Here is a 21,135-nt window from a genome sequence, read left to right as displayed (position 1 = left end):
GCCAAGCGACGTTGCATAAAACTGTCGGCGCGACTCGCAAGAAGGTACTGGATTTTTCGTATCCACCATTAACAACGGCTTGCAGATGACTAGTTTTGTCCTACAGCCTTTGCAGGCTGCGCCGGGTCAAAAACGGTTGCACGGGAGCGACCCGCATCTTTGGACTTGTAGAGTGCCTGATCCGCGTCGTCCAACATGACCTCAATATTTGGGCGATCATAAAACGAACTTAAAGTGAGGCCGATACTGGCGGACACTTTGCAAACCGCGTTGTCAACGACGACGGGTCTTTCGAACCCAACAATGATCCGATTGGCGATGCTGAGCAATTGCTCGACATCCGTAAGGCCCTCAAATGCTACGATAAATTCGTCGCCGCCGATACGTGCGACGAAATCCTCTGAACGTGTTTCCTGACGTAGAACCCCCGCAGCCGCCTCCAAAACCCGATCACCTGCAGCATGTCCATACGTGTCATTCACCGATTTGAAGTAGTCCATATCGATATTCATCACGGCGAATGGAACGTCGTCATCCGCCAAACGGTTTAGCTGCAGATCAAGCGCCCTGCGGTTGTGCAAACCGGTTAGAGGATCAGTATGGGCCTGCATTTCTGCTTGCCGTCTTGCGCCTTGCAAGCGAGCGTTGAGCCGCTTGCTTTCTGCCATTGCCGCATTGTTCACTTCGATCAGGTAAAGCATGTCAATCGAGGGGTCGGCAGGTGCAAAATCCGCTGCCGAGAGGTTGAACCGCTGAACTGCATCTACAATTGATATGCCCCAAGACAAATCAATCAACATACCTTCCGCATGTAGGAGACGTTGCGCCGATCCGCGCAATGTCATTGTGTCGCCCTTTCGTGAACCGCCTTTGACCTGAACCCGGATTTTTGCATTTTCCTGCTCGTACAAGTCGGAGAACGCTTCGATGCCAAAAGGCCGTGTAATTTCAAACCGTTCCAAGAAAACGGCATTTGTCAGCGGCCTGTCGCCCGCGATCTTTTTGAGGGAGGGGCCAACATGCCTGATCACACCGGATGGCGCGACAATGGCGTGCATTGGCATCAATGCGTTCAACCCGGTATATGGGATCGTGATCGACATTACGGCCGCATACCTGCACCAAGGTCCAAGCCCCTATCCTCGCTGAACGACGTTTCCAGCAGCTCAATCTCAATAAGTTCCGTAATGCCATCCTCTGAATTGGCGCGTTTCAAATCTGTTAAAACAAGCGCGCCATAGTCGTCGGCAAGCGCTTGCAACATCCCCAGCAAAACCGCGCCATATCCTTCGATATCGCATTCAAGTTTCAGTCTGTAGACACCGTGCCCATGGCTTCGGATGGTGATTTGAGGCATTTCTAGATCTGGTATCGCGAGCTTTACGCGTCCGGTCAGTTCATCAAGCGACATCAGGAAATCTTCGAATTCCCGCCCACCGAAACGCAGCAAACGGCGTACCCTTTCCATATTCGGGTTGGTCACAAGGTAAGTGCCGATATCTTCCAGAACGCTTTGACGGTCTTTCTTCAAGACCAGTGTTGTGGCGTCCAAAACCGCTTCCGTCAGCGTGTCATCATAGGGCAGCATCGCTTCAAAGTCGCGAAAATCAAGATGGGCATCGCGCGTCACCTGCTCCCACACAGGGCGCCCGTAGGTGTCTTGAACGAACCCTTGGATTGCAAAGTTGATGAGCCCAAACATGGCGATCCCTGTGACTACTCACTGGGGGTTAGCCATAAACCGCAGAGTCTTAATTCTTCGCTAAACGCCGCTTAGAAATCCGTTGCCACACCGCCTTCGGCCTTCCGTTTTTCGACGAATTCTGACAGCTCCTCACGGATCGCAATATCCATGGGGGGGCCTCGAACTCCTCGATTATACCCTTGTACATCTCGTGGGCGCGTTCCGCCGTCCAAACAGCACCGCCCAAATCCCAAGCCTCAAAGTTCGACCAGTCCGAGATGAGCGGGCTGTAAAAGGCGGTCTCATAGCGTTCTTGCGTGTGCTGACATCCAAAGTAATGCCCGTCAGGGCCCACGTCTTTGATTGCGTCAACCGCAATGTCATCAGGCGTGGTCGCGAAGGTCGCAGGCTGCATATAGCGTTGAATTTGCTGCAAAACATCGCAGTCCATGATGAATTTCTCGGGCGACGCAATCAGCCCACCTTCCAGCCAGCCAGCCGCATGGTAGACAACATTGGTGCCTGATTGGACGGCGGCCCAAAGCGAATTTGATGTCTCCCACATTGCCTGTCCGTCGGGCACGTTGGCCGCGCATACACCGGACGAGCGGATCGGCAAGTTGTAGAACCGGCCCATCTGCCCAGTCATCTGGGTCGCGCGCATATATTCGGGCGTGCCAAAGGCCGGTGCGCCAGTTTTCATGTCGACATTCGACGTAAACGTTCCAATCGCGCAAGGCGCGCCAGGATTGACCACTTGCAACAGCGCAATCGCGGCCAGCCCTTCGGCCAAAGACAACGTCACGGCGCCCGACATTGTCACCGGCGCCATGGCGCCCGCCAAGGTAAAGGGCGTCACAATCACCGGCTGGTTGCGGCGCGCATGGATCATGGCCCCTTCCAACATCGGGAAGTCATGTTTCAGCGGCGAGACCGAATTAATGTTGGTGTACATATGCGGTTTGGAATCGAACTCCTCACGCGTCAGCCCGCCCGCAATGCGGGTCATTTCCATCACATCTTCAACCCGGCCCTGCCCAAGAGAGTACGCATGTACCACCTTGTCGGTCAGGGTCAGCTTGTCGAACAGGCAGTCGAGATGGCGGACGGAGGCATGAATATCAATCGGCTCAACTGGATAGCCACCCGCAAAATGGATGCAGTTAAAGAACTGCGTCAGCTTGATAAAGTCGCGGTAGCCTGCAAAATCGCCTGACCGTTTGCCGCGCTTCAAGTCCCACATATTGGGCGGTGACGACACGTTGCCAAAGAGTAGATTTTTCCCACCCATCGTGATCGCGCGGTCGGGGTTGCGCGGCGTGATAGTGAACTCGGACGGCGCATGGCCCACCATCTCCATGACGAAATCTTCTTCCATTTTGACATTGGTTCCGTCGACCTTGCAGCCGGCCTTTTTCAATATCTCGCAGGCCTCAGGATTAAGAAATTCGATCCCGATCTCCGACAAGATGCGCATGCAGCCTTCGTGGATGGCTTGAACGCCGTCCTGATCCAGCGGTTCCGTAGGTGCGTCGCGGTTGACCGGAGGATCCCACGGCATCTGATCCGGCAATTTAGAGACAGTGCGCCGTTTGTTCCCCGCGCGCCCACCGCTACGTGTTCTGCGCGGCATATCGTTGGCCATCATCTGCCCTCCGGTCGTTTGACCGTCAGGCTGACATGCAACATCCGTACAAGAACGGCGTTTTCCGACCCGTAAGGTCGTTTTCTAGCGCTGAAACGCGCTAAGCAGCCTCAAGGACGAAATTCATTGCGGTCGCGTTGATGCAATGAGTGATCTTGCCCGAGATGAAGACCAAGTGCCCCTGGTGGCTGCCGCAGCGTCTGCAATGCACTTCGATCAGCAAGTCTTCCCCGGTCCCCATTTGACCACCATACGCCGCTGGAATACCATCGGCATTCAGCATCACCGCATCAGGGCGGGCGTGATAGAAAAACACCCATCCTTTGTCCAAAATGACCTTCCGATCAGAGTTGTAGAGGTGCAGGTCGCAGCCTTTGCAGTGATACGTCCCAGCGCGGTCTTCTTTCCACATGTCGCCGGTTTTGGGGTTCTCTGTGAACCCTTCGCGCAGGATGACATATTCTTCGGCCGTCAGCATGGATTGCCACTCCGCATCAGACCGCTGAACTTCGTATTGATAGTCTGAATCGGCCCCCGGCAAGACACGGGCCTTCGCGCTCGACCCCGCCCCAAGTGCAGCGACGCCTACGCCTGCGAAAAATGAACGGCGGCTTAAGGAAATTGACAGTCTAGACTTCATTGGGCAGGCCTCCGATGGATTGGCGATCCCCCGCAATTGATGTGCGGAGTGGGTTTTTGGTCAAAAAAGAAGTGGGCCGCATGCGCTGAGGCCCACTTTCGCTTTTTGGCGTCTCAACAGAATGTCTGTCGGAGACAGATTACTTTTGCTTCACGATCTCGGCGGCCATTTCGGCAGCGCTATTGCCGTCGCCAAACAAGACAGTCTTTTCGATGATCTTTTGGCGGGATGTCACGTCAGCTTCAAAAAATGTCTGGCGTTCCGCTGCGCTCATGTTGCCCAGAGCGAGCCGCACACGCGCGGCGGAGATGTCACCCATCGATGTTTCTCTGACAATTGTTTCAGCCGCGGAGGCATTGCTCATTGCGAAAAGTTCGGCAGCAGATGTGTCCGCGAAAGCCGGGGCGGAAATGGCGAGGCTGATAGCAGCGGTCGTTAGTACGGTTCTCATAAGTCTTTCTCCGAGTGTATTTTAGAAGAATTGAACGGATTTCTGCGCTGTAGAGGCGTGATTTTTATGTGCTCCCACGGCGTGAATTCAGGTCCGGTCGCATTTTAAGCTATCGGTTGAGGGGCATTTCCATAGTGCCGAAAAATTCGTTTTTCATGCCATTCGTATAAATCAAGACACGGTTTATTGATCTCACCACAGCGTTTGTATTTCGTGATGCGACTTCGTTCTACGTCGGTGAAATGACAAACGTGAACCAAGACCTATTGAATATGATGCGGGTGAAAAGCACCGCATATATTGGCAAGAACCTGACCGCCCCTTGGGGCGTGCATATTATTGAGCATGAAACCCTTGCCCGCTTCCACATCGTCGTATCTGGGACGACATGGATTGATGTGCCGGGCTCAGGAGGCCCCGTGAAGCTTGAGGACGGGGATATCGCGATCATTCCTGACGGCAAGGCACATAGCTACATGGATACCCCCGGACGGCAAACCGTAGACGCGGCCTTCCCCACAGGCGCCGAAAATTCCTATTTCCACAAGTTTCAACATGACAACACTCAAACGCATTTGCTTTGCGGGTATTTCGAGATGTCAGAACGCACCCCGCCCGCCATTACGGAAAATTTGCCAGAGCTTTTGATCGGACGCGCCAAAGATCCTGCGCTGTCGAAAGGGTTTTCAATGGTTGCTGATCTGATAGCGGCCGAGCTTTCAGAGCAGTCCGATCAATCGGAGATTGTTCTAAACCGCATGACGGAAATGCTCTGCATCTACACAATCCAAAACTGGATGGACCGCACGCTCAATGATGACGATCACCTTCTTGCATTGGCGGACCCCAAAACCAAATTCGTGCTTGATATGATCCACGAAAACCCCGGTCGGGGTTGGACTGTCGACAATCTTGCCAAACTGTATGGGCAATCGCGAACAGCGTTTTCGGCGCATTTCAAGCTTGCAACCGGCTTGACCCCTATGAGCTACGTCCGACGGTGGCGGATCAAACTTGCCTGCCGCATGCTAGATGAGAAAGCCCTTTCGATTGACGAGATTGCCTTCAAGTCCGGCTATGCTGACACAAACGCCTTCAACCGCGCTTTCAAACGCGAAACAGGCCATTCGCCAGGCTCCTACAAGAAACTGGCATCTGTCTCAGCGCTTTGAAACTGTCACCTGTCCTATGCGCGCAACTTCGAGAGCCAGCCGGGTAAGTACGAAATATCAGGCAGGACGACATCGCTGATCGGGTTTAGGTCCGCCTCGCTGGCAAATCCGCTGGTCACGCCGACGCAGACCATTCCAGCCGCCCTGCCCGCTTTCATATCATGGGCGCTGTCACCAACCATTGCGACGTTATCGGGCGCGAGATCCCAACTGTTCACAAAAGGCCAAACACATGCCCGGGCCGGGTTTGCCGCCATATCCGCTGTCACTACCAATGATGGCGTCGAACAGGTCATCCACTTCAAGCGATTGCATATGGCGCAATGCCGCGGCGGCGCTGTCATTGGTGGCGATACCAAGCGCGACCTGTTCTTTCAGCCGCCCCAAAACCGGCTTTAGCGGCAGAATTTCATGCACCACAACATCGCGCGACATAGCATTGGAGTGTTCGAGCAGCGCCTCACGGTCCCAATCTGGTAAAAATGGCAGGAGCAGGTCGACGCTGTCCTCCGGCGTGCCAGCAATCACCGGGCTATCGGAGGAAAATGCCAAAGTGGACGGATCAAAACCCACCGCATCAGACATCTGGCGCAACTGCGTCTCGTTCCCCTTTGCGAGCCCAAACAGAAAGGCACGCGACCATTCCCCCCAGGTCTTTTCAAAGTCCAAAAGAGTAGCATCTTTGTCGAATAGAATTGCGCGGATCATGTCACTGCCTCATGCCGTTTTGCGCGACCCTAGTGTCGCAATTCCCCTTGCACAAAACAAGATTTGCCTACACATCTGAAACAGTTCTCAGGGCGGGGCGAAATTCCCCACCGGCGGTGATAGCCCGCGAGCGCCTCGTCTCAGGATTGAGGGTCAGCAGATCAGGTGAAATTCCTGGGCCGACGGTCATAGTCCGGATGAGAGAGAGCGTGCGCGCGCCCCATGTCCGGGGCGTTCGAACGGGATCGCCTTGGTGACGTGTTGATGTTGCGAAAGGAGATCTGCAAAATGACACTCACCCGATATGCCTTTATCAAGGCCAACTGGCATTCTGAAATTGTCGACCAAGCCTTGGTCGGGTTTTCAGAGCTGATCGACCCCAACCAGATTGACGTATTCGACGTGCCCGGCGCGTTTGAAATGCCATTGATGGCCAAAGAGCTTGCCTCAACGGGGCAGTACGCCGCTGTCGCCTGCGCTGCACTGGTCGTTGATGGCGGCATCTACCGGCATGATTTCGTGGCATCGGCCGTGGTTGACGGACTGATGCGGGCCGGGATGGACACAGGCGTGCCCGTTTTGTCGGTCTCACTAACGCCGCATCATTTTCAGGAAACCGCGCATCACATCGGCATCTACAAAGCGCATTTCGTGGAAAAAGGCCGCGAAGCAGCGCAGGCGGCAATGATGATTGGTGAGACGCGCAAAGCCCTAAAGCCACGCGCGGCTGCCTAAACGAGACCCGCCTTGCCTTAGGTCCAGTTTGGTAGATCGCCGCCTGGCAAGAGCTGGCGCGCGCGCATCGGGTCCATGTAGTCGAAACCGACCGCGTCACAGAAGTCGGTGACCCAAGCGTCATCCATCAACAAAAAATCCAAAACTGACCCCAGAAAGGCCGGGTCGCTGGCCTGCGCCCGCATGTCTTGGGCGCTTGCGCCGGTGGACCCCATAAAGACGGTCGCAAGATCATCTGTGGATAAAATCCAGGCCAGGGCCTGTATCGCAAGGGTCTGCGCCGCGTTCGGTGACATTGTATATTTTTCTTAAAGGTTTCTTTAACCAGTCTCACTCATATCTGACCCATCGGCATACGCAAGTTCGGAGACTGTTACCACGATGGGGCGACGCATTTTAATTATCGACGCAATGCCGACCCGCCGCATTGTAATGAAAGCCAAACTCGGCGCTGCGCGCTATCAGGTCTCAATGGTGAGCGACATGGCGGAGGCGGAGCCGATTTTGGCGCAAGGGGCCTGCGACTTGATTCTGATCGACGCCGTCGCCGGCGAGACCGAAGAACAAACGCGCTCCATTTGTCGCGATCTGAAATCAAATGCGAAGACGCGGGACTTGCCGGTCATCTTGATGTGTCAATCGCCGACCCAATTGCGCGTTGTCCAAGCGCTGGAGGCTGGATTTGACGATATCATGCTGCGCCCGGTGGCTGAGCCGGTCCTACTGGCGCAACTGCGCGCTGTTTTGCGGCGCAAAGCGGCACAGGCCGATCACCCGGACAAGAATTTCCTGATTGAATTTCAAGCACAAACAGTACCTGCAGCGTCCCAATCCCGCATCGCAGTGATCGCCAGCAGCAGACCAAAGGCGCGCGCGCATGCCGCAATGATGCGCCGCGCGACTGAGCCCGACGCGCCCACGGAATATATTGCATATGACTTCAGCTCGATACTGGCGCTAACGCCTGATGCACCGGAAATCGATGCAGCAGTTTTGTTTTCCGACACATTCAACGAAAATGTGGCTTTGACCTTGCTGTCAGACCTACGCAGCGGTGGGCATCTGCGCACCGCAGGCGTGGTCGCTGCGATGCGCGACGACGACCCCGCATTGGTCGCGCGCGCCTTCGATCTGGGTGCGGAAAATGTCGTGTCCGACGAGTCAGGACCGGCGGAGTTGGCCTGGCGTGCCCAGGCGCTTGCAGCGTGCAAGCAAAGCGACGATGCGGTGAAACGCAATCTTGAGAATGGATTGCGACTTGCCATGACCGATCCTTTGACCGGGTTGTTTAACCGTCGCTTTGCAGCACGCAGACTCGAGCAGATCGTGTCCGAAAATGACCAGTTTGCATTGTTGATGCTGGATATCGACCATTTCAAACGCATCAATGATCGCCATGGCCATGCAATGGGTGACAAGGTGCTTTCGCAAATTGCTGACACGATGCGCGCCAATATGCGTCAGGACGATCTACTGGCGCGGGTTGGCGGTGAGGAATTTTTGATCGCCCTGCCCGCTACCTCATCCGAGCAGGCAGTTGCGACGGCAGAACGCTTGCGCCACGCGATCAAGTCTACCCCAACACTTGACCCAAAAACAGGCCGTCAGGTGTTTGCCACGATCAGCATTGGATTGATGCATAGTGACGGCATTGACGAGGAGGTTGAAACGCTGTTGGCGCGGGCCGACCGTGCGCTCTATGACGCCAAGGCAGCCGGACGCAACAAGGTCCGGGTCAGCGAAGCCGCCTAGCGGTTTTTCGCGCGCCTGATACCGGATTCGAGCTTGTCAGCGAAGGCGGCGCGGGCTTCCGGGTTCATTTGTTCTAACCGGTCCACCATGATCTCGGCACCCGTCTGCTGCATCGTGGTTTGCAGCAGACGCTGCGCGTCCAAAATCGACATTACCGCATCGGCGTCAAATGGCGTGGCACGCACAGTCTGCGCCAAAGATTGCCCCAATGCGCGCATCTGCTGGCGGTTTTCACGGAAGGAGCCGCGACGTTCTTCAAACTTCTCACGCAACAGCGCACGGTCTTCCTTGGAAAACGCGCGCCCGTATGGGCCCACTGCACCTTGGGCGCTTGGATTGCGATCCTTGCCACCATTGCCCTTCGCGGCGTAGGAGCCCACAAAAGCCCCAGCCACCAGCAAATTTACACCCAGCGAAAGAACCAGCAGGATGCGCAGCCAGCTTCGGCGCGGCGCGCCGGTGGATTGAGTGTCAGGGGTTGGGGTGTCAGCCATCGACCGATCCTTCCTCAAAAAACATGTCGTCGCCCGGCAGGAAGGCCGAGATCGAGAAATCCACGTCGTTCAACGCGGCCTCTGTCCCGGTCAAAAGCGCGGGCTGCGCAAATCCAATATAAATCCCAGCGGCTGTCGCGGTCACAAGGCCACCAATTGCGGGCCAGCCGCCAAGTAACTCGCGCAATTGTACCAGCGGGCTGTTGACCGGTTGCGCAGGCGCGACTTCGAAACGTGGCTGCACCGCCTCAGCATCCGCAATAATCCGCGCCATCAATGGCTCCGTAGGAAGCGGCGCGGCCTCGCGGGCCTGCGCAAACAAAGCGTCGAGTTCAAGATCGATATCGTGCTTCTTTTCGGTCATAGTCCCAACTCTTCCTTTCGACCCGCGAGCGCCGCAGCAAGCCCGCGTTTTCCGCGCGCTGTCAGGCTTTCGACGGCCTCTACGGTAATCTCTAATATCTCGGCAATCTCGGGGTTTGCCAGCCCTTCGATATGACGCAAAATGACGGCCTGCCGTTGCCGGTCCGGCAAGCTTTGCAAAGCGGCGTCCAAGGCAGACAAACGCTCTGCCTGCAGCAGCTGCGCCTCCGCGCCAGGGCGGTCATCCTCCGGCTCAGCGATCTCATCAAGCCCGATACCGCGCCGTTTCCGCAGCCGGTCGGTACACAAGTTTGACGCCACACGAAACACCCAGGTGCTGGGCTTTGCCCCGCCCTGCTGCCAGGTCGGCGCAATTTTCCACAAGCGCAACATTGCCTCTTGCACCACATCTTCGGCCTCGGCGACATCACGCAGCATCCGATTGCAAAACGCCAGAAGCCGCGGCGCTAGGCGCGCCGTCAGCTCGGCTGCCGCTGCCGGATCACCATTGGCATAGAGCACCAAAAGCGCGTCATCTGCCATGTCTGCAGTTTGATCGAAGGCCATACTCATCCCGTGATAGCTTTACCGGGCCACGCATGGCCCAGCAATTCCAACTAGGTCTATTCGCTGGTCTTGTTGGCACGCTTGCCTTTGCGGTCTTTGATGGCCTCGAATTCTTCCTTCGAGATGCCGCCGCTGCCATCGGCGTCGATTTTGCCAAACCGCGCGGCCACGCGTTCGGCATCTGGCGCCAATTCTTCGGGGCTGAGCATGCCATCCGCATTTGCGTCACGGCGTTCAAACATCCGGTCCAGACGCTTTGCGCCGCGTTCACCCATTTTTGCGGAGAGCTCTTCCTTCGTAAGGAACCCGTCGCTATCGGCATCGGCCTCGGCAAAACGTGCAGCTCCTTGTGCGGCCATCTCCGCTTGCGTGACCTCGCCATTGCCGTCCTGGTCAAGCTGCTCGAAGCTTGCGCGCGGGCCGTGGCGCCCTTCGCCTTTTGCCAAAGCGGCGACTGGAACCAGCGCCACGGCGACGCCGGCAGCCAGAAGGAAAGTCTTCGCAGGTGTAAAAGTCTTGGTCATAGTGTCAGTCCTTGCCTTTGATTATTCAGCGCCTCATCGCGCTGTCATATCCTCAAACGCGGGAGCTGCAGGTTTCCGTCGCAGAAAATTGCGACATCGCGACGCAAGACACACGGCGACTATGTACTTGGCTGCCGATAGGCGTAGAACACCCTCAATCTGGAAAGGGGCGAATATGGCCACGCAGACCCAAATCGAAGCGTTGGAAGACACCACCGAGGAACGGTCCACCAAAACCGCAATGCTGCGAGGTTGGCGAAAGACCTGCCCGAATTGCGGCCAAGGCCCTTTGTTAAAATCCTATCTCAAAGTGTGCGACGAATGTGCCGTTTGCCAGCAACAGCTGTATCACCACCGCGCCGATGACGGGCCCGCCTATTTGACCATTCTGGTTGTTGGACACCTGATGGCGCCGTTTTTGCATATGACTTTCACGCATTTCGACCAACCTGATCCGCTGATTGTCGCAACCGTATTTTCCGTCGCTTGTGTCGCGCTGTGCCTGTATCTGCTGCCCCGCATGAAAGGGGTCGTCGTCGGCATTCAATGGGCCAAACGCATGCACGGGTTCGGCGACGCTTGAATTGACGCTGGACGCGACAGGTAAGCCGGGCCAAGCTGCCGCCATGACCTCACCCCAGATCAGAGACGCCGCAACCGTTGTGCTATTACGGGATGCCGCGACCCAACCAAAGGTTTTGATGGGGCAACGTGGCAAGAACGCGGCCTTCATGCCTTGTAAATACGTCTTTCCCGGCGGCGCTGTGGACCCAGAAGACAGCCTCGTGCCATTTGCCCAGCCGCCCGACGCGTTGACACTGGACCGTTTGGCACTCAGGTCAGATCCAGATTTGGCAAAGCCCATTGTCGCAGCAGCAATACGTGAGGTCTGGGAAGAAACCGGATTGATGTTTGGGACGAAAATACAGGCCGACACCCCACCCCCAGACAGCTGGCGAAATTTCTTCGAAACTGGAAACGGCCCGACGGCAGAGGGATTTCACTACATGTTCCGCGCGATTACCCCACCAGCGCGGCCCAGACGGTTTGATGCGCGTTTCTTTCTGGTAGAGGCCGAACGGGCCTTGAGCGACCTTGATGATTTTTCCGGTGCGGAGGACGAGCTGAGTCATTTGCACTGGGTCGATCTTGACGCGGCAAAAGCCCTCGATTTGCCCTTTATAACGGAAGTCGTCTTGGCGGAGGTGGCGGCGCTTGCAAAGGGGGCGTTGCCGCCCGCATCTGTCCCGTTTTTCAACAACAGCACTGAGACCTCGGAATTTCTGCGGCTCGGTTAGAACCGCTCCGCTTTCACAGAAATGCGGGAACTGTTCCACAATACCGCCCTATTCTGCGCATAGCCGACTGTGCAATGATAGTGAGCATGAGCAGCCCGCACCCGCAAGAGGCGCAACAGACTAGGCCCCGTGCCAAATGGGATCGTTGGATCCTGTTTGGATTGGTGGGCCTTTTCGTGTTTGGCTTTGCCGGGCTCATGGCCTCGGTCGGTTGGGACGAGACGCTGAATCAGCTCAAGAAACTCACCTTTGGCCAATTTGTGCTGCTGTTGTGCTTGTCGCTGGTCAATTACGGATTGCGTGGGTTTCGCTGGCATATATTTGCGACGCAACTGGGGCTGCCGCTGCGCATGCGCGACAACATTCTGCATTTCATCGGCGGGTTCGCGATGACCGTAACGCCCGGCCGCATCGGCGAACTGGTGCGATTGCGCTGGATCTCCAACCTGTCGGGGTGGCCGTTTGAACGCAGCCTGCCCCTGCCCTTCATTGACCGGGCATTTGACATCGCGTCCATGGGCCTGGTGCTGACCGGCGCTGTGCTTCTGTCGCAAGTCGGGACGGCGGGCGCGATCCCTGTGGCTCTTTTCGCGATTACGACTGCCTTGGTTGTGACGCGGCCCAGATTGGCGCGTCTGCTTGTGACGCTTGTGTGGCGGATGATCGGCCGTTGGCCGCGCCGTTTCGCAAACCTGCGCCAATCCGCACGGGAAATCGCCCGGTTCAGCGCGCCTTCAGTCGCGCTGCCCGCGCTCGCGCTCGGCTTGATTGGGTGGAGCGCCGAAGGCTACGCGCTTCATCTGCTGCTGTCATGGATGGGCGCAGATATCGGCTTCGCGACGGCGACCCTAATTTTCGTTTTCGCCACTTTGGCAGGTGGGCTTACGGGCGCGCCCGGTGGTGTCGGCGGCGCGGAGGCAGCGATGTTGGCGCTGCTCCTAGCCCAAAACGTCCCTCTTGAAATTGCGGTCCCGGCCATGGCCGTTATCCGCATCACAACGCTTTGGTTCGCCATCGTGCTAGGCATCACCGCCTTTCCGATTGCAGAACGAAATTCACACAAAGGCATGAAAGCACATGGTCTGGAAAACGCGCACCTATAGCGGCTGGGGCCGCGTGAAAACGGCCACCGGGCCTGTCGCGCGCCCGGAGCGGGTTTCGTCCCTGATCGCGGCACTGTCAGAGCGGGCGGGCCCTGCTATCGGCAATTGCCGTTCCTATGGGGATGCGTGCTTGAAGTCAGACGCGCCCGTCATGATGACAACGCGGCTGGACCGTATCTTGGGATTTGATCACGAAACCGGAGTGTTGGACGTCGAAGCCGGGATAAGCATCGGCGAAATTGCCAAAATTTTCGCGCCGCAAGGCTGGTTGCCAGCAGTTATGCCCGGCACCGGGTTTGCCACCGTCGGCGGCTGCATCGCCAATGACGTACATGGCAAGAACCACCATGATGTCGGCTCCTTCGGGCAACATGTTGTCGAGCTGACACTCATCAATGGTGGAAAGCCGCAAAAAATCGGACCATCAAAAAACCCAGGCCTATTTGCCGCAACCGTCGGCGGGCTTGGACAAACTGGGGTGATCGCATCGGCTAAACTTCAGCTATTGTCTTGCAAAGGCGATGTGATGATGGTCACGGAACGCCGAATCGACGGGTTTGACGAATTCGCTGAAGCGCTCGATGCATCGCAAGCGAGTTACACGGTCGGCTGGATCGACGCGACCGCCCGCGGAAACGCATTGGGGCGCGGGATTTTGGAGGAAGGTGAAACCGGTTACGGGCTTGTACCGCCGAAGAAAGGAAGCAAATCCGTCCCCTTTAACGCACCGGGCTTCACCCTGTCAGCTCCGGTCGTGAAAGCCTTCAACAGCGCCTATTTCCGCCGCGTACCTGAAGCCGGTCGTACAAGCGTCAAGCCTATTCAGGATTTCTTCTTTCCGCTGGATCAGAATCCATGACTGGAACCGGCTCTACGGGAAGGCGGGCTTCATACAGTTTCAATGCGTTGTGCCGCCGGACCAGTTAAACGCGCTCAAAGACATGCTCAAAGAGATCGCCAAAAGCGGCCTTGCCTCGCCCTTGGCCGTGCTCAAACGCATGGGTCCGGGCCGCGCCGGTTTGATGAGCTTTCCGATGGAAGGCTATACGCTTGCGGTCGATTTCAAGAACAGCTCGCGGTCCAACGGGTTGATTGCACGGCTGGAACAAATGACGGCACAAGCACAGGGACGCGTCTATCTGGCCAAGGATGCCACGCTTGCCCCAAAGCATGTGCCCGCGATGTACCCTGAACTGTCAAAATTCGTCGCCGCCGCCAATAAGATCGACCCGGATGGCAATTTCGAGACCGACCTGACCCGCCGCCTCAAGATCAGGAGCGCAGCATGACCGACAATTGGATCATCCTTGGTGCGACCTCCTCGATGGCCAAGGCTTTCGCGCGCGCCGTATCAGCAGAAGGGGCCCGCGTTTTTCTGGCGGGTCGCGACATGGCCGATCTGTCGGCAACCGCTGCTGATTGCGGCATGCGTGGCGCGGATTTGGCAGAGGCCGTCAAATTTGACGCACGCGACAGCGCAGGCTTCGCGGCAATCATAAGCCGGGTCACCAAAGAGGACGGCATGATCAATGTCGCGGTCTTTGTCGGGTCCATGCCCGCGCAATCCGATATCGACGAAAACCCAGACCTGATCGAAGGCGTCGTGATCGACAGCCACACCGGCCCCGCAACATTTTTGCAAATGATTGCACCTGAGATGGAGGCACGCGGCGGCGGTACCGTTGTCGGTGTGGGCTCTGTTGCTGGTGACCGCGGGCGGATCGGGAACTATGTCTACGGCTCTGCAAAGGCCGGGTTTCACACCTATCTCAGCGGGCTGCGCAACCGGCTGACCCGCTCAGGTGGGCATGTCGTCACTGTTAAGCCGGGTTTCGTTGACACAGCCATGACTTGGGGGATTGAGGGAATGTTTCTTGTCGCACCGCCCGAGGCCGTGGCTCGCAGCATCCTCAAGGCGGTAGAGAAAAAGACGGATGTTCTGTACACCCCGTTTTTCTGGCGCATTATCATGGGCATCATCAAAACGATCCCGGAACGCATCTTTAAGAAAATGAGCGTCTAGAACCCGAACGCCTGATGGAATTGCCCAGCTGCGTAAAACATCAGCGTTGCTGTGAATAAGATCAAAGACAGCCCGTGCTTGTCGCGTAGCGCGAAGACAATTGGGTCGTAATCCTGCTTGCCTTTGTAACCCAGCGACACCATCCGCCACAGCCAGCCAGCGATCGGCACCATCGCGCACCAGAGCAGCCATTGCGACTTATACAGCTCCAGCGCCTGATCGGTGAACGTGTACATGAAAAATACCAAGAGAGATGCGACCATTCCCAAACAAGCCACGTTGAACAGGTCAGATCTGTCGGGCCTGCCATAACCGCGCCCTGGAAGCCGGTCATCGGAGGTGGCCAAAGTGAGCTCCGTCAGCCGTTTGACGCAACCCAACGTGACAAAAACCGGGAAAATGAAGACGAGCATGTAGATCGAAACGTAAATTTCCGCCGCCGCCGCTCCTGCAACGACGCGCAGCGTGTAGAGCCCCGCCAGCGTAGCAATATCGATCCAACGCATCCGCTTGAGCTTAAGCGAATAGGCCAGCGACATCAGCATATAGAGCACGACAATGCCAAAGAACGCCCATGTCAGGCTGAAGGCGACCCCAAGCGCCAAAGCGCCCAAGATCAGGCATGCCTTCATGCCCACAGAGATCGGGACGGCGCCACTTGCAAATGGCCGGTGCTTCTTTTTGACGTGGAGGCGGTCAGCCTCCAAATCCAGCAGATCGTTAACAATGTAAATGCAGGACGCCGCAGCTGAGAACGCCACCATCGCCAACAAGACAGTCGCAAAAGGGATCAGCCCAAATTGATGCGCCGCAATCAACGGCAGCAAGAGCATCACGTTTTTCACATATTGATGCGGACGCAGTCCTTTGAGCAGGTCGCGCCACAACCACCCACCTTCGAGCTGCGTGACATCATGCGCGCCACTAAGCGCCGCTTTCGCGCCCGCGACGTTGCCAACTATGATGGCGTCATCGCCATGCGGCCAAATTTCCAAATCTGTACTGTCATTGCCTGCATAGTGGAACCCACGTTCGCCATAGGCGGCCACCAAAGCATCCGCCTTGGCCGCACCACGCAGATTGACCCCGTCACGTGTCGCAAAATAGGTTGATGAGAGGCCATGCAAGGCCGTCAGATCGCGCACCAGTGAATGATCCGAGGCGGAGGCAAGCACAACGTCATGTCCTTGCGCCTGGGCCGCCTGCGCGAGCCCTTTTACTTGCGCGTTGACCGGCATCAGGTCCAATCGCGGCTGCCCAATCTCTGCGAGCGCAGATTTCAAGGCGGGCTTGTCGCGCAAGTTGCGCCAAATCGCACCAATCGTCGCCAACGGATCACGGCCCAACCCGAGCCACAGGCACTCATACAAAAGATCTGTTTTCAGAAACGTGCCGTCCACATCAAGAACGAGCGGCTTAGACCCCGACATTAGAGCGCGCTTTCCGTTCTAAAGACGCAGCCGTCGCTGACCAGCTCCGGAGGCGTCAGGCACATGGAACGTGCAACCTTCCAAGCGGCGAGCACGCGTGGCACGTAAGCCCTTGTCTCAGCAAAGGGGGGCACGCCGGCATGTTTGCGCACGGCACCCTCGCCCGCGTTATAGCCAGCCAAAGCCAATATCGGATCGCCGCCAAACTCCCGCATCAACCAATCCAAGTAAGCCACACCGCCTTTTATGTTCTGCCCCGGGTCCGTCGCGTCCTTCACCCCAAACCGCGCAGCGGTATCGGGGATAAGCTGCATTAGCCCTTGGGCGCCTTTGGGGCTTTCGACTGCAACGCGGCCACCCGATTCAACCGAGATCAATGCCAGCACAAAGGCCGGGGACAGCTTTTTGTCTAAGGTCTCGACAATGATGCTGGTGCCATGCTCAGCAGCAATTTTCTGGAGCTGGTCCAACCGCGGCTCTGGGACGGCCTTGCCACTTGGGGCATTCGCCACATGCGCAACTGCCTCGGAAAACCGACCGCGCACCGGGGTGCCCATTTCAGGCGAAACAGTTTGCCAAAACCAATCCAAATCTGAGCCCGGTACGGAAGCTGGCTTTTTGGCGGGCTGAGACGGCGCCACGACCGCCTCTGGGTCAATCTGCACCGTGATACGACTGCCCCCGCCTGATGGCGGCTTGATCTTACGAAAAGTAAAATCCCCGCCAAAAGCAGGTTTGTGCGACCCCGCGAAAGCGGCGACGGCAACGCATGATACAAGCGCCGCAATAGTGATGGTTCTGATAATCAACATGATCCGCCCGACCAGCCATTTTGCTTTGTTATTTTGAAAGCACCATATCGTCAAATCTGGAAACAAAACCATTAAAATAGATTTATTGCCTGTTTTTAGCTGAACGACGGAACACAGAGGTCACAGAGTTTTCGAGAGAATTCGATCTTTTTCTTCTTTAATATCTTAATGATATCAAGTGTTTATCAATTTTTTCCATACTATTTACCTTTGCTTAGAAATTGCACCATTGGCGCCCAACTCTCGCCCAGATTGACCCCGATAACTCTCCCCATACCGCAGCGGCGATGAAGTTCGGAACAGAGGCCGGACCAAGTCAAACACACCGCTTCGGCGTAAATGGAAACGAAACTGACTATATCCTTGGAGGGATACCAAAATGACTAAACTGTTCACAAACTTCTTCGCAGACGAATCCGGTGCCGTAACTGTTGACTGGGTTGTTCTGACCGCAGCCATCGTTGGCCTGGGCATTGCTGTTATGGCATCTGTATCCGATGGCCTGGAAAACCTGTCCGGCGACATCGACCAGCAGCTGTCTGACCAAGGCATCTCGACTACATTCTAAGTGGTCAGCCGCCCTCGCGGCGGCCTTAAGCTACCGATTAAACCACGCCAAATGGCGTGGTTTTTTCATAAGACCGGGAGTTTGGAGAAGATTAAGAAACGGTTAATTTCCATCTTAATCAGACGCCAAAATCGATTTGCCCAATTTTGAACACAATTGGGACTACTCTTTGGTTTATCAGGGGTGAAGACCGAGCGCGCTACTTGGAAGCGGCGCGTTTAAAATGAGGAAGACATGTTGGTACATATAAAAAGTTTTTTGCGTGAAGAAGATGGCGCAGTTACTGTTGACTGGGTCATTCTGACCGCTGGTGTCGTTAGCCTCGCTTTGGCTGCGGTTGGCGTAATCACTGATGGGACAGAGGATTACTCCGGCGACGTTGAGGAAAAACTCAAAAGCGATCTTATTGTGACCTCTTTTGAGACAGGTAACGATGTCTAACCAAGGCTGAGGGGCCTGGAAGACCCAAAGGCAGATAGCCTTTCAACACGCGGGCCTATGTTCAAACATTGGGCCCGCTTTTGTTTGAGCAGATGTCTCACCCTTTTTTTTGCAACACGCTATGCGATTGTCTCCTGACTGTGCAAAATGCCCTAACCTGATCATCATCATATCACCTTTTCGCCTCAATCCCTCACTATCCCCAAACCAAAGATGTCTGCACTTGTTTACGCAGGCATTGTGTTAATCTGAAAAGGGGCACGAAATGAGGATTTTGTTTGGGCTTGTTCTGATCATGGGGATCGGGCTTGCCGGGTTCGCAGCCTACTTGGCTAAAAATCGCATTGGCGAATACCAGTCGACACTGGCAGAACAACAGGCAAAGTTGGCAAGCAACGTGCCGCTGGAGCCAGTCTTCGTTCTAAAACGTCGAATTGCTTATGGCGAAAAGCTCAAAAAGGAAGACGTGAAAATCGTCGCGTGGCCCGAGAATGCCATTCCTGAAGGCGCGTTCCAGGACGGCAAGACCCTATTCCCTGAAGATGGTGAATTGCGCACCGTATTGCGTGTTATCGAAAAAGACGAAGCACTGCTTTCGGTGAAAGTGACAGAACCTGGTGAGGATGCAGGTGTGTCGTCACGGTTGGCAAAGGGTATGCGTGCCTTCGCACTGCGTGTCGATGTTTCGACCGGTGTGTCGGGCTTCTTGCGCCCGGGTGACCTTGTCGATGTGTACTGGACAGGCAATGCACGTGGTCGAAGCGTCACAACGCTCATCCAAACAAATTTGCAGCTGCTCGCCGTTGATCAGACATCTGATGGAGATCGGAACTCGCCAACAATCGCCCGAACCGTCACTGTGATGGCATCACCCGACCGGGTCGCAGCGCTTGCGCAAGCGCAATCAACAGGACGCCTCACCTTGTCTCTTGTCGGCGCGGGCGACGACACAGAGCTTGCTGAGATCGAAGTTGGTCAGAACGAATTGCTTGGCATCGAGAATGAGGTCGTTGTCGAAAAAGAAGCGGAGAAAGTATGTACGGTGCGAACACGTAAAGGTGCCGAGGTCATCGAGATACCTGTTCAATGCCCTGAGTAAACAAACCTCTGTATATCCCCTGAATGCACAAGGCGCGGCACATCATATAGGTGCCGCGCCTTATTTTTTACCAGAATTGGGCATGTGTTGCACCTCCCCCACATAAACAATGCCCTACAAGCATCTGATTATTGCAATAAATTCTCAAATCGCGCATCGTCGCGTCTAAATGGGCACAAGACCCGTTCAACCCAGTGATCAGAGAGGCAGGATCACATGAAAATGAAGCAGATCATTAGCGCAGGGCTGATCGGCCTTGCCGTTTCAACATTTATACCGGTCACGAGCTTTGCTCAAAACTTGTCGATTACGAGTGGTGCAACCTCTCGCAATCTTAACGTGTCGATCAACCGCGCTGTGGTTGTCGAAAGCGACACCCCCTTCGCAGAGCTTTCCGTCGCCAATCCTGGCATCGCGGATATTGCAACATTGTCAGATCGGACGATTTACGTCCTTGGTAAGGCTCCTGGCCGCACCACAATGACGTTGCTCGGGCCTGACGGCAAACTGATCACAAACGTGGAAATCAGAGTCGCGCCCGACATCGCCGAGTTCAAAGAGCGTCTGGGCGAAATCCTCCCTGGTGAGAAAATCGAAGTGCGGACCGCAAACGACGGCATCGTGCTTTCAGGTACCGTATCGAGCATTCTGAAGCTTGACCGCGCGCTTGATCTGGCCGAACGCTATGCGCCAGAAGCTGTGTCTAACCTGATGAGCGTCGGCGGCACCCAGCAAGTCATGCTAAAAGTGCGCTTCGCTGAAATGGCGCGCTCGGTATCCAAAGATCTTTCGGTCAACCTTGGGTTCAGCGCGTTGTCCGGTAATTTCGAGGCCCTAGGTGGTTCAGGCTCGGGCGCGCCCAATGTTAACAGCACAGCAACTTCACTGGTCACAAACAGTGGCCAGTCTCAAGGCGCCCTTGGCATAGCATTTGGGAGCGGCAGCCTTCAGGCGGCGGTTCTTATTGAAGCCCTTGAAACAAAAGGGCTTGTTCGCACGTTGGCTGAACCGAACTTGACTGCATTGTCGGGTCAGCAAGCAGAGTTTCTGGCGGGTGGTGAAATACCAATCCCGGTTGCGAGTGACGATGGAATCTCAATTGAGTATCGTCCATTCGGCGTCGAATTGGCCTTCACGCCAACCGTTGTTGACGGCGATCTGATTAACTTGAACTTGGCGACCTCTGTATCGAGCCTTGACACGACCAATGCCGTCACATTAGCCAACACCTCGGTTCCGTCGTTCAACAAACGTGCGTCCTCCACCACGGTAGAGCTACGCGACGGCGAAAGCTTCGCGATTGCGGGCTTGCTGCAAGACGACTTCGTCGACCTTGCGGGGCAGGTTCCATGGTTGGGCGACGTGCCTGTGCTGGGCGCCCTCTTTCGAAGCGCCAACTATAGCCGCCGTCAGACAGAGCTGGTCGTTATCGTGACCGCGCATTTGGTCTCACCGGTTCGTGGCGACGCCTACGTCTTGCCAACTGATCGCATCCGCGCACCAAGCGAGCGCGATCTGTTCCTGAACGGTACAATCGCGCGCGACGTGCGCAATGCTTCCACCCCAACCGGCGAAGTCGCACGTCAAGACTTTTCCGGGTCTTACGGCTACGTTTTGGAGTAAGAA

26 protein-coding genes, 1 pseudogene and 1 riboswitch are annotated in these 21,135 nt (G+C 56.0%); of the genes and pseudogenes, 13 read left to right on the top strand and 14 right to left on the bottom strand.

The window, feature by feature from the left end; all coding sequences use genetic code 11:
* Window positions 1-89 precede the first annotated feature (89 nt).
* The 5 genes and pseudogenes from ACZ1G7_RS17815 to ACZ1G7_RS17795 all read right to left on the bottom strand — a co-directional run bounded on the left by ACZ1G7_RS17815 (window position 90) and on the right by ACZ1G7_RS17795 (window position 4,420).
* Window positions 90-1,103: a GGDEF domain-containing protein gene (locus ACZ1G7_RS17815; protein WP_472660722.1), complete on the bottom strand. Its 1,014-nt coding sequence runs from the start codon at window positions 1,101-1,103 to the stop codon at window positions 90-92.
* Entirely contained in the window at window positions 1,103-1,702 is a 600-nt protein-coding gene (locus ACZ1G7_RS17810) for a heme NO-binding domain-containing protein (RefSeq protein WP_472660721.1), read from the bottom strand. Before ACZ1G7_RS17810 ends, ACZ1G7_RS17815 begins: the two co-directional genes overlap by 1 nt.
* A 71-nt stretch (window positions 1,703-1,773) precedes the next feature.
* Window positions 1,774-3,329 (bottom strand): annotated as a pseudogene (locus ACZ1G7_RS17805) (trimethylamine methyltransferase family protein).
* A gap of 100 nt (window positions 3,330-3,429) precedes the next feature.
* On the bottom strand, window positions 3,430-3,969 hold the full coding sequence (locus tag ACZ1G7_RS17800) for a peptide-methionine (R)-S-oxide reductase (protein WP_472660720.1): 540 nt from the start codon (window positions 3,967-3,969) through the stop codon (window positions 3,430-3,432).
* A 139-nt stretch (window positions 3,970-4,108) separates the two neighbouring features.
* A complete protein-coding gene (locus ACZ1G7_RS17795) occupies window positions 4,109-4,420 on the bottom strand; it encodes a hypothetical protein (protein ID WP_472660719.1) in 312 nt (103 codons plus the stop codon).
* A 251-nt stretch (window positions 4,421-4,671) separates the two neighbouring features.
* Between ACZ1G7_RS17795 and ACZ1G7_RS17790 the strand changes: the two genes are divergently transcribed.
* Entirely contained in the window at window positions 4,672-5,592 is a 921-nt protein-coding gene (locus ACZ1G7_RS17790; RefSeq protein WP_472660718.1) for an AraC family transcriptional regulator, read from the top strand.
* A gap of 14 nt (window positions 5,593-5,606) precedes the next feature.
* Here the strand turns inward: ACZ1G7_RS17790 and ACZ1G7_RS17785 are convergent, their stop codons facing one another.
* Window positions 5,607-5,849 carry an HAD family hydrolase gene (locus tag ACZ1G7_RS17785; protein WP_472660717.1) on the bottom strand — a complete coding sequence of 81 codons (243 nt, stop codon included), beginning with the start codon at window positions 5,847-5,849 and terminating at the stop codon, window positions 5,607-5,609.
* On the bottom strand, window positions 5,782-6,300 hold the full coding sequence (locus tag ACZ1G7_RS17780) for an HAD family hydrolase (RefSeq protein WP_472660716.1): 519 nt from the start codon (window positions 6,298-6,300) through the stop codon (window positions 5,782-5,784). The genes ACZ1G7_RS17785 and ACZ1G7_RS17780 overlap by 68 nt, the downstream gene beginning before the upstream one ends.
* Before the next feature lie 79 nt (window positions 6,301-6,379).
* A riboswitch (FMN riboswitch) is annotated at window positions 6,380-6,513 on the top strand.
* 75 nt (window positions 6,514-6,588) lie between these two features.
* Here ACZ1G7_RS17780 and ACZ1G7_RS17775 point away from each other — a divergent pair.
* The gene (locus tag ACZ1G7_RS17775) at window positions 6,589-7,035 is read left to right on the top strand and encodes a 6,7-dimethyl-8-ribityllumazine synthase (RefSeq protein ID WP_472660715.1); all 447 of its coding nucleotides are present in this window, start codon (window positions 6,589-6,591) and stop codon (window positions 7,033-7,035) included.
* A 17-nt stretch (window positions 7,036-7,052) separates the two neighbouring features.
* Here the strand turns inward: ACZ1G7_RS17775 and ACZ1G7_RS17770 are convergent, their stop codons facing one another.
* Window positions 7,053-7,331, bottom strand: coding sequence for a DUF3572 domain-containing protein (locus tag ACZ1G7_RS17770; protein WP_472660714.1), 279 nt, complete (start codon window positions 7,329-7,331; stop codon window positions 7,053-7,055).
* 136 nt (window positions 7,332-7,467) lie between these two features.
* On the opposite strand from ACZ1G7_RS17770, the gene ACZ1G7_RS17765 reads away from it, so the two are divergent.
* A complete protein-coding gene (locus ACZ1G7_RS17765) occupies window positions 7,468-8,787 on the top strand; it encodes a diguanylate cyclase (RefSeq protein ID WP_472660713.1) in 1,320 nt (439 codons plus the stop codon).
* Here the strand turns inward: ACZ1G7_RS17765 and ACZ1G7_RS17760 are convergent.
* Genes ACZ1G7_RS17760 through ACZ1G7_RS17745 form a run of 4 tightly spaced genes read right to left on the bottom strand, consistent with a single transcriptional unit; the run spans window position 8,784 to window position 10,735 of the window.
* Window positions 8,784-9,281, bottom strand: a complete 498-nt coding sequence (locus ACZ1G7_RS17760) for a periplasmic heavy metal sensor (RefSeq protein WP_472660712.1) — start codon at window positions 9,279-9,281, stop codon at window positions 8,784-8,786. The genes ACZ1G7_RS17765 and ACZ1G7_RS17760 overlap by 4 nt on opposite strands.
* Window positions 9,274-9,645: a hypothetical protein gene (locus tag ACZ1G7_RS17755; protein WP_472660711.1), complete on the bottom strand. Its 372-nt coding sequence runs from the start codon at window positions 9,643-9,645 to the stop codon at window positions 9,274-9,276. Before ACZ1G7_RS17755 ends, ACZ1G7_RS17760 begins: the two co-directional genes overlap by 8 nt.
* Complete coding sequence (locus ACZ1G7_RS17750) at window positions 9,642-10,217, bottom strand: RNA polymerase sigma factor (RefSeq protein WP_472660710.1); 576 nt, start codon at window positions 10,215-10,217, stop codon at window positions 9,642-9,644. The genes ACZ1G7_RS17755 and ACZ1G7_RS17750 overlap by 4 nt, the downstream gene beginning before the upstream one ends.
* Window positions 10,218-10,267: 50 nt before the next feature.
* On the bottom strand, window positions 10,268-10,735 hold the full coding sequence (locus ACZ1G7_RS17745; RefSeq protein ID WP_472660709.1) for an EF-hand domain-containing protein: 468 nt from the start codon (window positions 10,733-10,735) through the stop codon (window positions 10,268-10,270).
* A gap of 175 nt (window positions 10,736-10,910) precedes the next feature.
* Here ACZ1G7_RS17745 and ACZ1G7_RS17740 point away from each other — a divergent pair, with 175 nt between their 5' ends.
* The 6 genes from ACZ1G7_RS17740 to ACZ1G7_RS17715 all read left to right on the top strand — a co-directional run bounded on the left by ACZ1G7_RS17740 (window position 10,911) and on the right by ACZ1G7_RS17715 (window position 15,159).
* Entirely contained in the window at window positions 10,911-11,318 is a 408-nt protein-coding gene (locus ACZ1G7_RS17740; RefSeq protein WP_472660708.1) for a DUF983 domain-containing protein, read from the top strand.
* 43 nt (window positions 11,319-11,361) lie between these two features.
* Entirely contained in the window at window positions 11,362-12,033 is a 672-nt protein-coding gene (locus tag ACZ1G7_RS17735) for an NUDIX hydrolase (protein ID WP_472660707.1), read from the top strand.
* Between the two features lie 86 nt (window positions 12,034-12,119).
* Window positions 12,120-13,136 carry a lysylphosphatidylglycerol synthase transmembrane domain-containing protein gene (locus tag ACZ1G7_RS17730; protein ID WP_472660706.1) on the top strand — a complete coding sequence of 339 codons (1,017 nt, stop codon included), beginning with the start codon at window positions 12,120-12,122 and terminating at the stop codon, window positions 13,134-13,136.
* Window positions 13,111-13,995 (top strand): FAD-binding protein, encoded by an 885-nt coding sequence (locus ACZ1G7_RS17725; protein WP_472660705.1) that lies wholly within the window; start codon window positions 13,111-13,113, stop codon window positions 13,993-13,995. The genes ACZ1G7_RS17730 and ACZ1G7_RS17725 overlap by 26 nt, the downstream gene beginning before the upstream one ends.
* A gap of 82 nt (window positions 13,996-14,077) precedes the next feature.
* Window positions 14,078-14,425 (top strand): D-arabinono-1,4-lactone oxidase, encoded by a 348-nt coding sequence (locus ACZ1G7_RS17720; protein ID WP_472660704.1) that lies wholly within the window; start codon window positions 14,078-14,080, stop codon window positions 14,423-14,425.
* Complete coding sequence (locus ACZ1G7_RS17715) at window positions 14,422-15,159, top strand: SDR family NAD(P)-dependent oxidoreductase (RefSeq protein WP_472660703.1); 738 nt, start codon at window positions 14,422-14,424, stop codon at window positions 15,157-15,159. The genes ACZ1G7_RS17720 and ACZ1G7_RS17715 overlap by 4 nt, the downstream gene beginning before the upstream one ends.
* Here ACZ1G7_RS17715 and ACZ1G7_RS17710 read toward each other — a convergent pair.
* On the bottom strand, window positions 15,156-16,589 hold the full coding sequence (locus ACZ1G7_RS17710) for a UbiA family prenyltransferase (RefSeq protein WP_472660702.1): 1,434 nt from the start codon (window positions 16,587-16,589) through the stop codon (window positions 15,156-15,158). The two genes, ACZ1G7_RS17715 and ACZ1G7_RS17710, sit on opposite strands and share 4 nt — an antisense overlap.
* Window positions 16,589-17,401 carry a lytic transglycosylase domain-containing protein gene (locus tag ACZ1G7_RS17705; RefSeq protein ID WP_472660701.1) on the bottom strand — a complete coding sequence of 271 codons (813 nt, stop codon included), beginning with the start codon at window positions 17,399-17,401 and terminating at the stop codon, window positions 16,589-16,591. Before ACZ1G7_RS17705 ends, ACZ1G7_RS17710 begins: the two co-directional genes overlap by 1 nt.
* 379 nt (window positions 17,402-17,780) lie before the next feature.
* On the opposite strand from ACZ1G7_RS17705, the gene ACZ1G7_RS17700 reads away from it, so the two are divergent.
* The 4 genes from ACZ1G7_RS17700 (at window position 17,781) to ACZ1G7_RS17685 (ending at window position 21,132) form a co-directional block, all read left to right on the top strand.
* On the top strand, window positions 17,781-17,969 hold the full coding sequence (locus tag ACZ1G7_RS17700) for a Flp family type IVb pilin (RefSeq protein WP_472660700.1): 189 nt from the start codon (window positions 17,781-17,783) through the stop codon (window positions 17,967-17,969).
* A gap of 234 nt (window positions 17,970-18,203) precedes the next feature.
* On the top strand, window positions 18,204-18,410 hold the full coding sequence (locus tag ACZ1G7_RS17695; protein WP_472660699.1) for a Flp family type IVb pilin: 207 nt from the start codon (window positions 18,204-18,206) through the stop codon (window positions 18,408-18,410).
* Window positions 18,411-18,675: 265 nt separating this feature from the next.
* Window positions 18,676-19,509: a Flp pilus assembly protein CpaB gene (cpaB, locus tag ACZ1G7_RS17690; protein ID WP_472660698.1), complete on the top strand. Its 834-nt coding sequence runs from the start codon at window positions 18,676-18,678 to the stop codon at window positions 19,507-19,509.
* 216 nt (window positions 19,510-19,725) lie between these two features.
* Window positions 19,726-21,132 (top strand): type II and III secretion system protein family protein, encoded by a 1,407-nt coding sequence (locus ACZ1G7_RS17685; RefSeq protein ID WP_472660697.1) that lies wholly within the window; start codon window positions 19,726-19,728, stop codon window positions 21,130-21,132.
* The last annotated feature ends 3 nt before the right edge of the window (window positions 21,133-21,135 follow it).

The sequence above is a fragment of the Litoreibacter sp. JB4-2 genome (assembly GCF_055693445.1).
Note: the sequence above shows the minus strand (reverse complement) of the source record. Positions and strands in the feature narration are given on the sequence as shown.

What these genes read in the sequence shown, in the direction of transcription:
- ACZ1G7_RS17815 (WP_472660722.1), bottom strand. Translation starts at nt 1,103, where the DNA reads ATGTCGATCACGATCCCATATACCGGGTTGAACGCATTGATGCCAATG.
- ACZ1G7_RS17810 (WP_472660721.1), bottom strand. Translation starts at nt 1,702, where the DNA reads ATGTTTGGGCTCATCAACTTTGCAATCCAAGGGTTCGTTCAAGACACC.
- ACZ1G7_RS17800 (WP_472660720.1), bottom strand. Translation starts at nt 3,969, where the DNA reads ATGAAGTCTAGACTGTCAATTTCCTTAAGCCGCCGTTCATTTTTCGCA.
- ACZ1G7_RS17795 (WP_472660719.1), bottom strand. Translation starts at nt 4,420, where the DNA reads ATGAGAACCGTACTAACGACCGCTGCTATCAGCCTCGCCATTTCCGCC.
- ACZ1G7_RS17785 (WP_472660717.1), bottom strand. Translation starts at nt 5,849, where the DNA reads ATGGCGGCAAACCCGGCCCGGGCATGTGTTTGGCCTTTTGTGAACAGT.
- ACZ1G7_RS17780 (WP_472660716.1), bottom strand. Translation starts at nt 6,300, where the DNA reads ATGATCCGCGCAATTCTATTCGACAAAGATGCTACTCTTTTGGACTTT.
- ACZ1G7_RS17775 (WP_472660715.1), top strand. Translation starts at nt 6,589, where the DNA reads ATGACACTCACCCGATATGCCTTTATCAAGGCCAACTGGCATTCTGAA.
- ACZ1G7_RS17770 (WP_472660714.1), bottom strand. Translation starts at nt 7,331, where the DNA reads ATGTCACCGAACGCGGCGCAGACCCTTGCGATACAGGCCCTGGCCTGG.
- ACZ1G7_RS17765 (WP_472660713.1), top strand. Translation starts at nt 7,468, where the DNA reads ATGAAAGCCAAACTCGGCGCTGCGCGCTATCAGGTCTCAATGGTGAGC.
- ACZ1G7_RS17760 (WP_472660712.1), bottom strand. Translation starts at nt 9,281, where the DNA reads ATGGCTGACACCCCAACCCCTGACACTCAATCCACCGGCGCGCCGCGC.
- ACZ1G7_RS17755 (WP_472660711.1), bottom strand. Translation starts at nt 9,645, where the DNA reads ATGACCGAAAAGAAGCACGATATCGATCTTGAACTCGACGCTTTGTTT.
- ACZ1G7_RS17750 (WP_472660710.1), bottom strand. Translation starts at nt 10,217, where the DNA reads ATGAGTATGGCCTTCGATCAAACTGCAGACATGGCAGATGACGCGCTT.
- ACZ1G7_RS17745 (WP_472660709.1), bottom strand. Translation starts at nt 10,735, where the DNA reads ATGACCAAGACTTTTACACCTGCGAAGACTTTCCTTCTGGCTGCCGGC.
- ACZ1G7_RS17740 (WP_472660708.1), top strand. Translation starts at nt 10,911, where the DNA reads ATGGCCACGCAGACCCAAATCGAAGCGTTGGAAGACACCACCGAGGAA.
- ACZ1G7_RS17735 (WP_472660707.1), top strand. Translation starts at nt 11,362, where the DNA reads ATGACCTCACCCCAGATCAGAGACGCCGCAACCGTTGTGCTATTACGG.
- ACZ1G7_RS17730 (WP_472660706.1), top strand. Translation starts at nt 12,120, where the DNA reads ATGAGCAGCCCGCACCCGCAAGAGGCGCAACAGACTAGGCCCCGTGCC.
- ACZ1G7_RS17725 (WP_472660705.1), top strand. Translation starts at nt 13,111, where the DNA reads ATGGTCTGGAAAACGCGCACCTATAGCGGCTGGGGCCGCGTGAAAACG.
- ACZ1G7_RS17720 (WP_472660704.1), top strand. Translation starts at nt 14,078, where the DNA reads ATGCTCAAAGAGATCGCCAAAAGCGGCCTTGCCTCGCCCTTGGCCGTG.
- ACZ1G7_RS17715 (WP_472660703.1), top strand. Translation starts at nt 14,422, where the DNA reads ATGACCGACAATTGGATCATCCTTGGTGCGACCTCCTCGATGGCCAAG.
- ACZ1G7_RS17710 (WP_472660702.1), bottom strand. Translation starts at nt 16,589, where the DNA reads ATGTCGGGGTCTAAGCCGCTCGTTCTTGATGTGGACGGCACGTTTCTG.
- ACZ1G7_RS17705 (WP_472660701.1), bottom strand. Translation starts at nt 17,401, where the DNA reads ATGTTGATTATCAGAACCATCACTATTGCGGCGCTTGTATCATGCGTT.
- ACZ1G7_RS17700 (WP_472660700.1), top strand. Translation starts at nt 17,781, where the DNA reads ATGACTAAACTGTTCACAAACTTCTTCGCAGACGAATCCGGTGCCGTA.
- ACZ1G7_RS17695 (WP_472660699.1), top strand. Translation starts at nt 18,204, where the DNA reads ATGTTGGTACATATAAAAAGTTTTTTGCGTGAAGAAGATGGCGCAGTT.
- cpaB (WP_472660698.1), top strand. Translation starts at nt 18,676, where the DNA reads ATGAGGATTTTGTTTGGGCTTGTTCTGATCATGGGGATCGGGCTTGCC.
- ACZ1G7_RS17685 (WP_472660697.1), top strand. Translation starts at nt 19,726, where the DNA reads ATGAAAATGAAGCAGATCATTAGCGCAGGGCTGATCGGCCTTGCCGTT.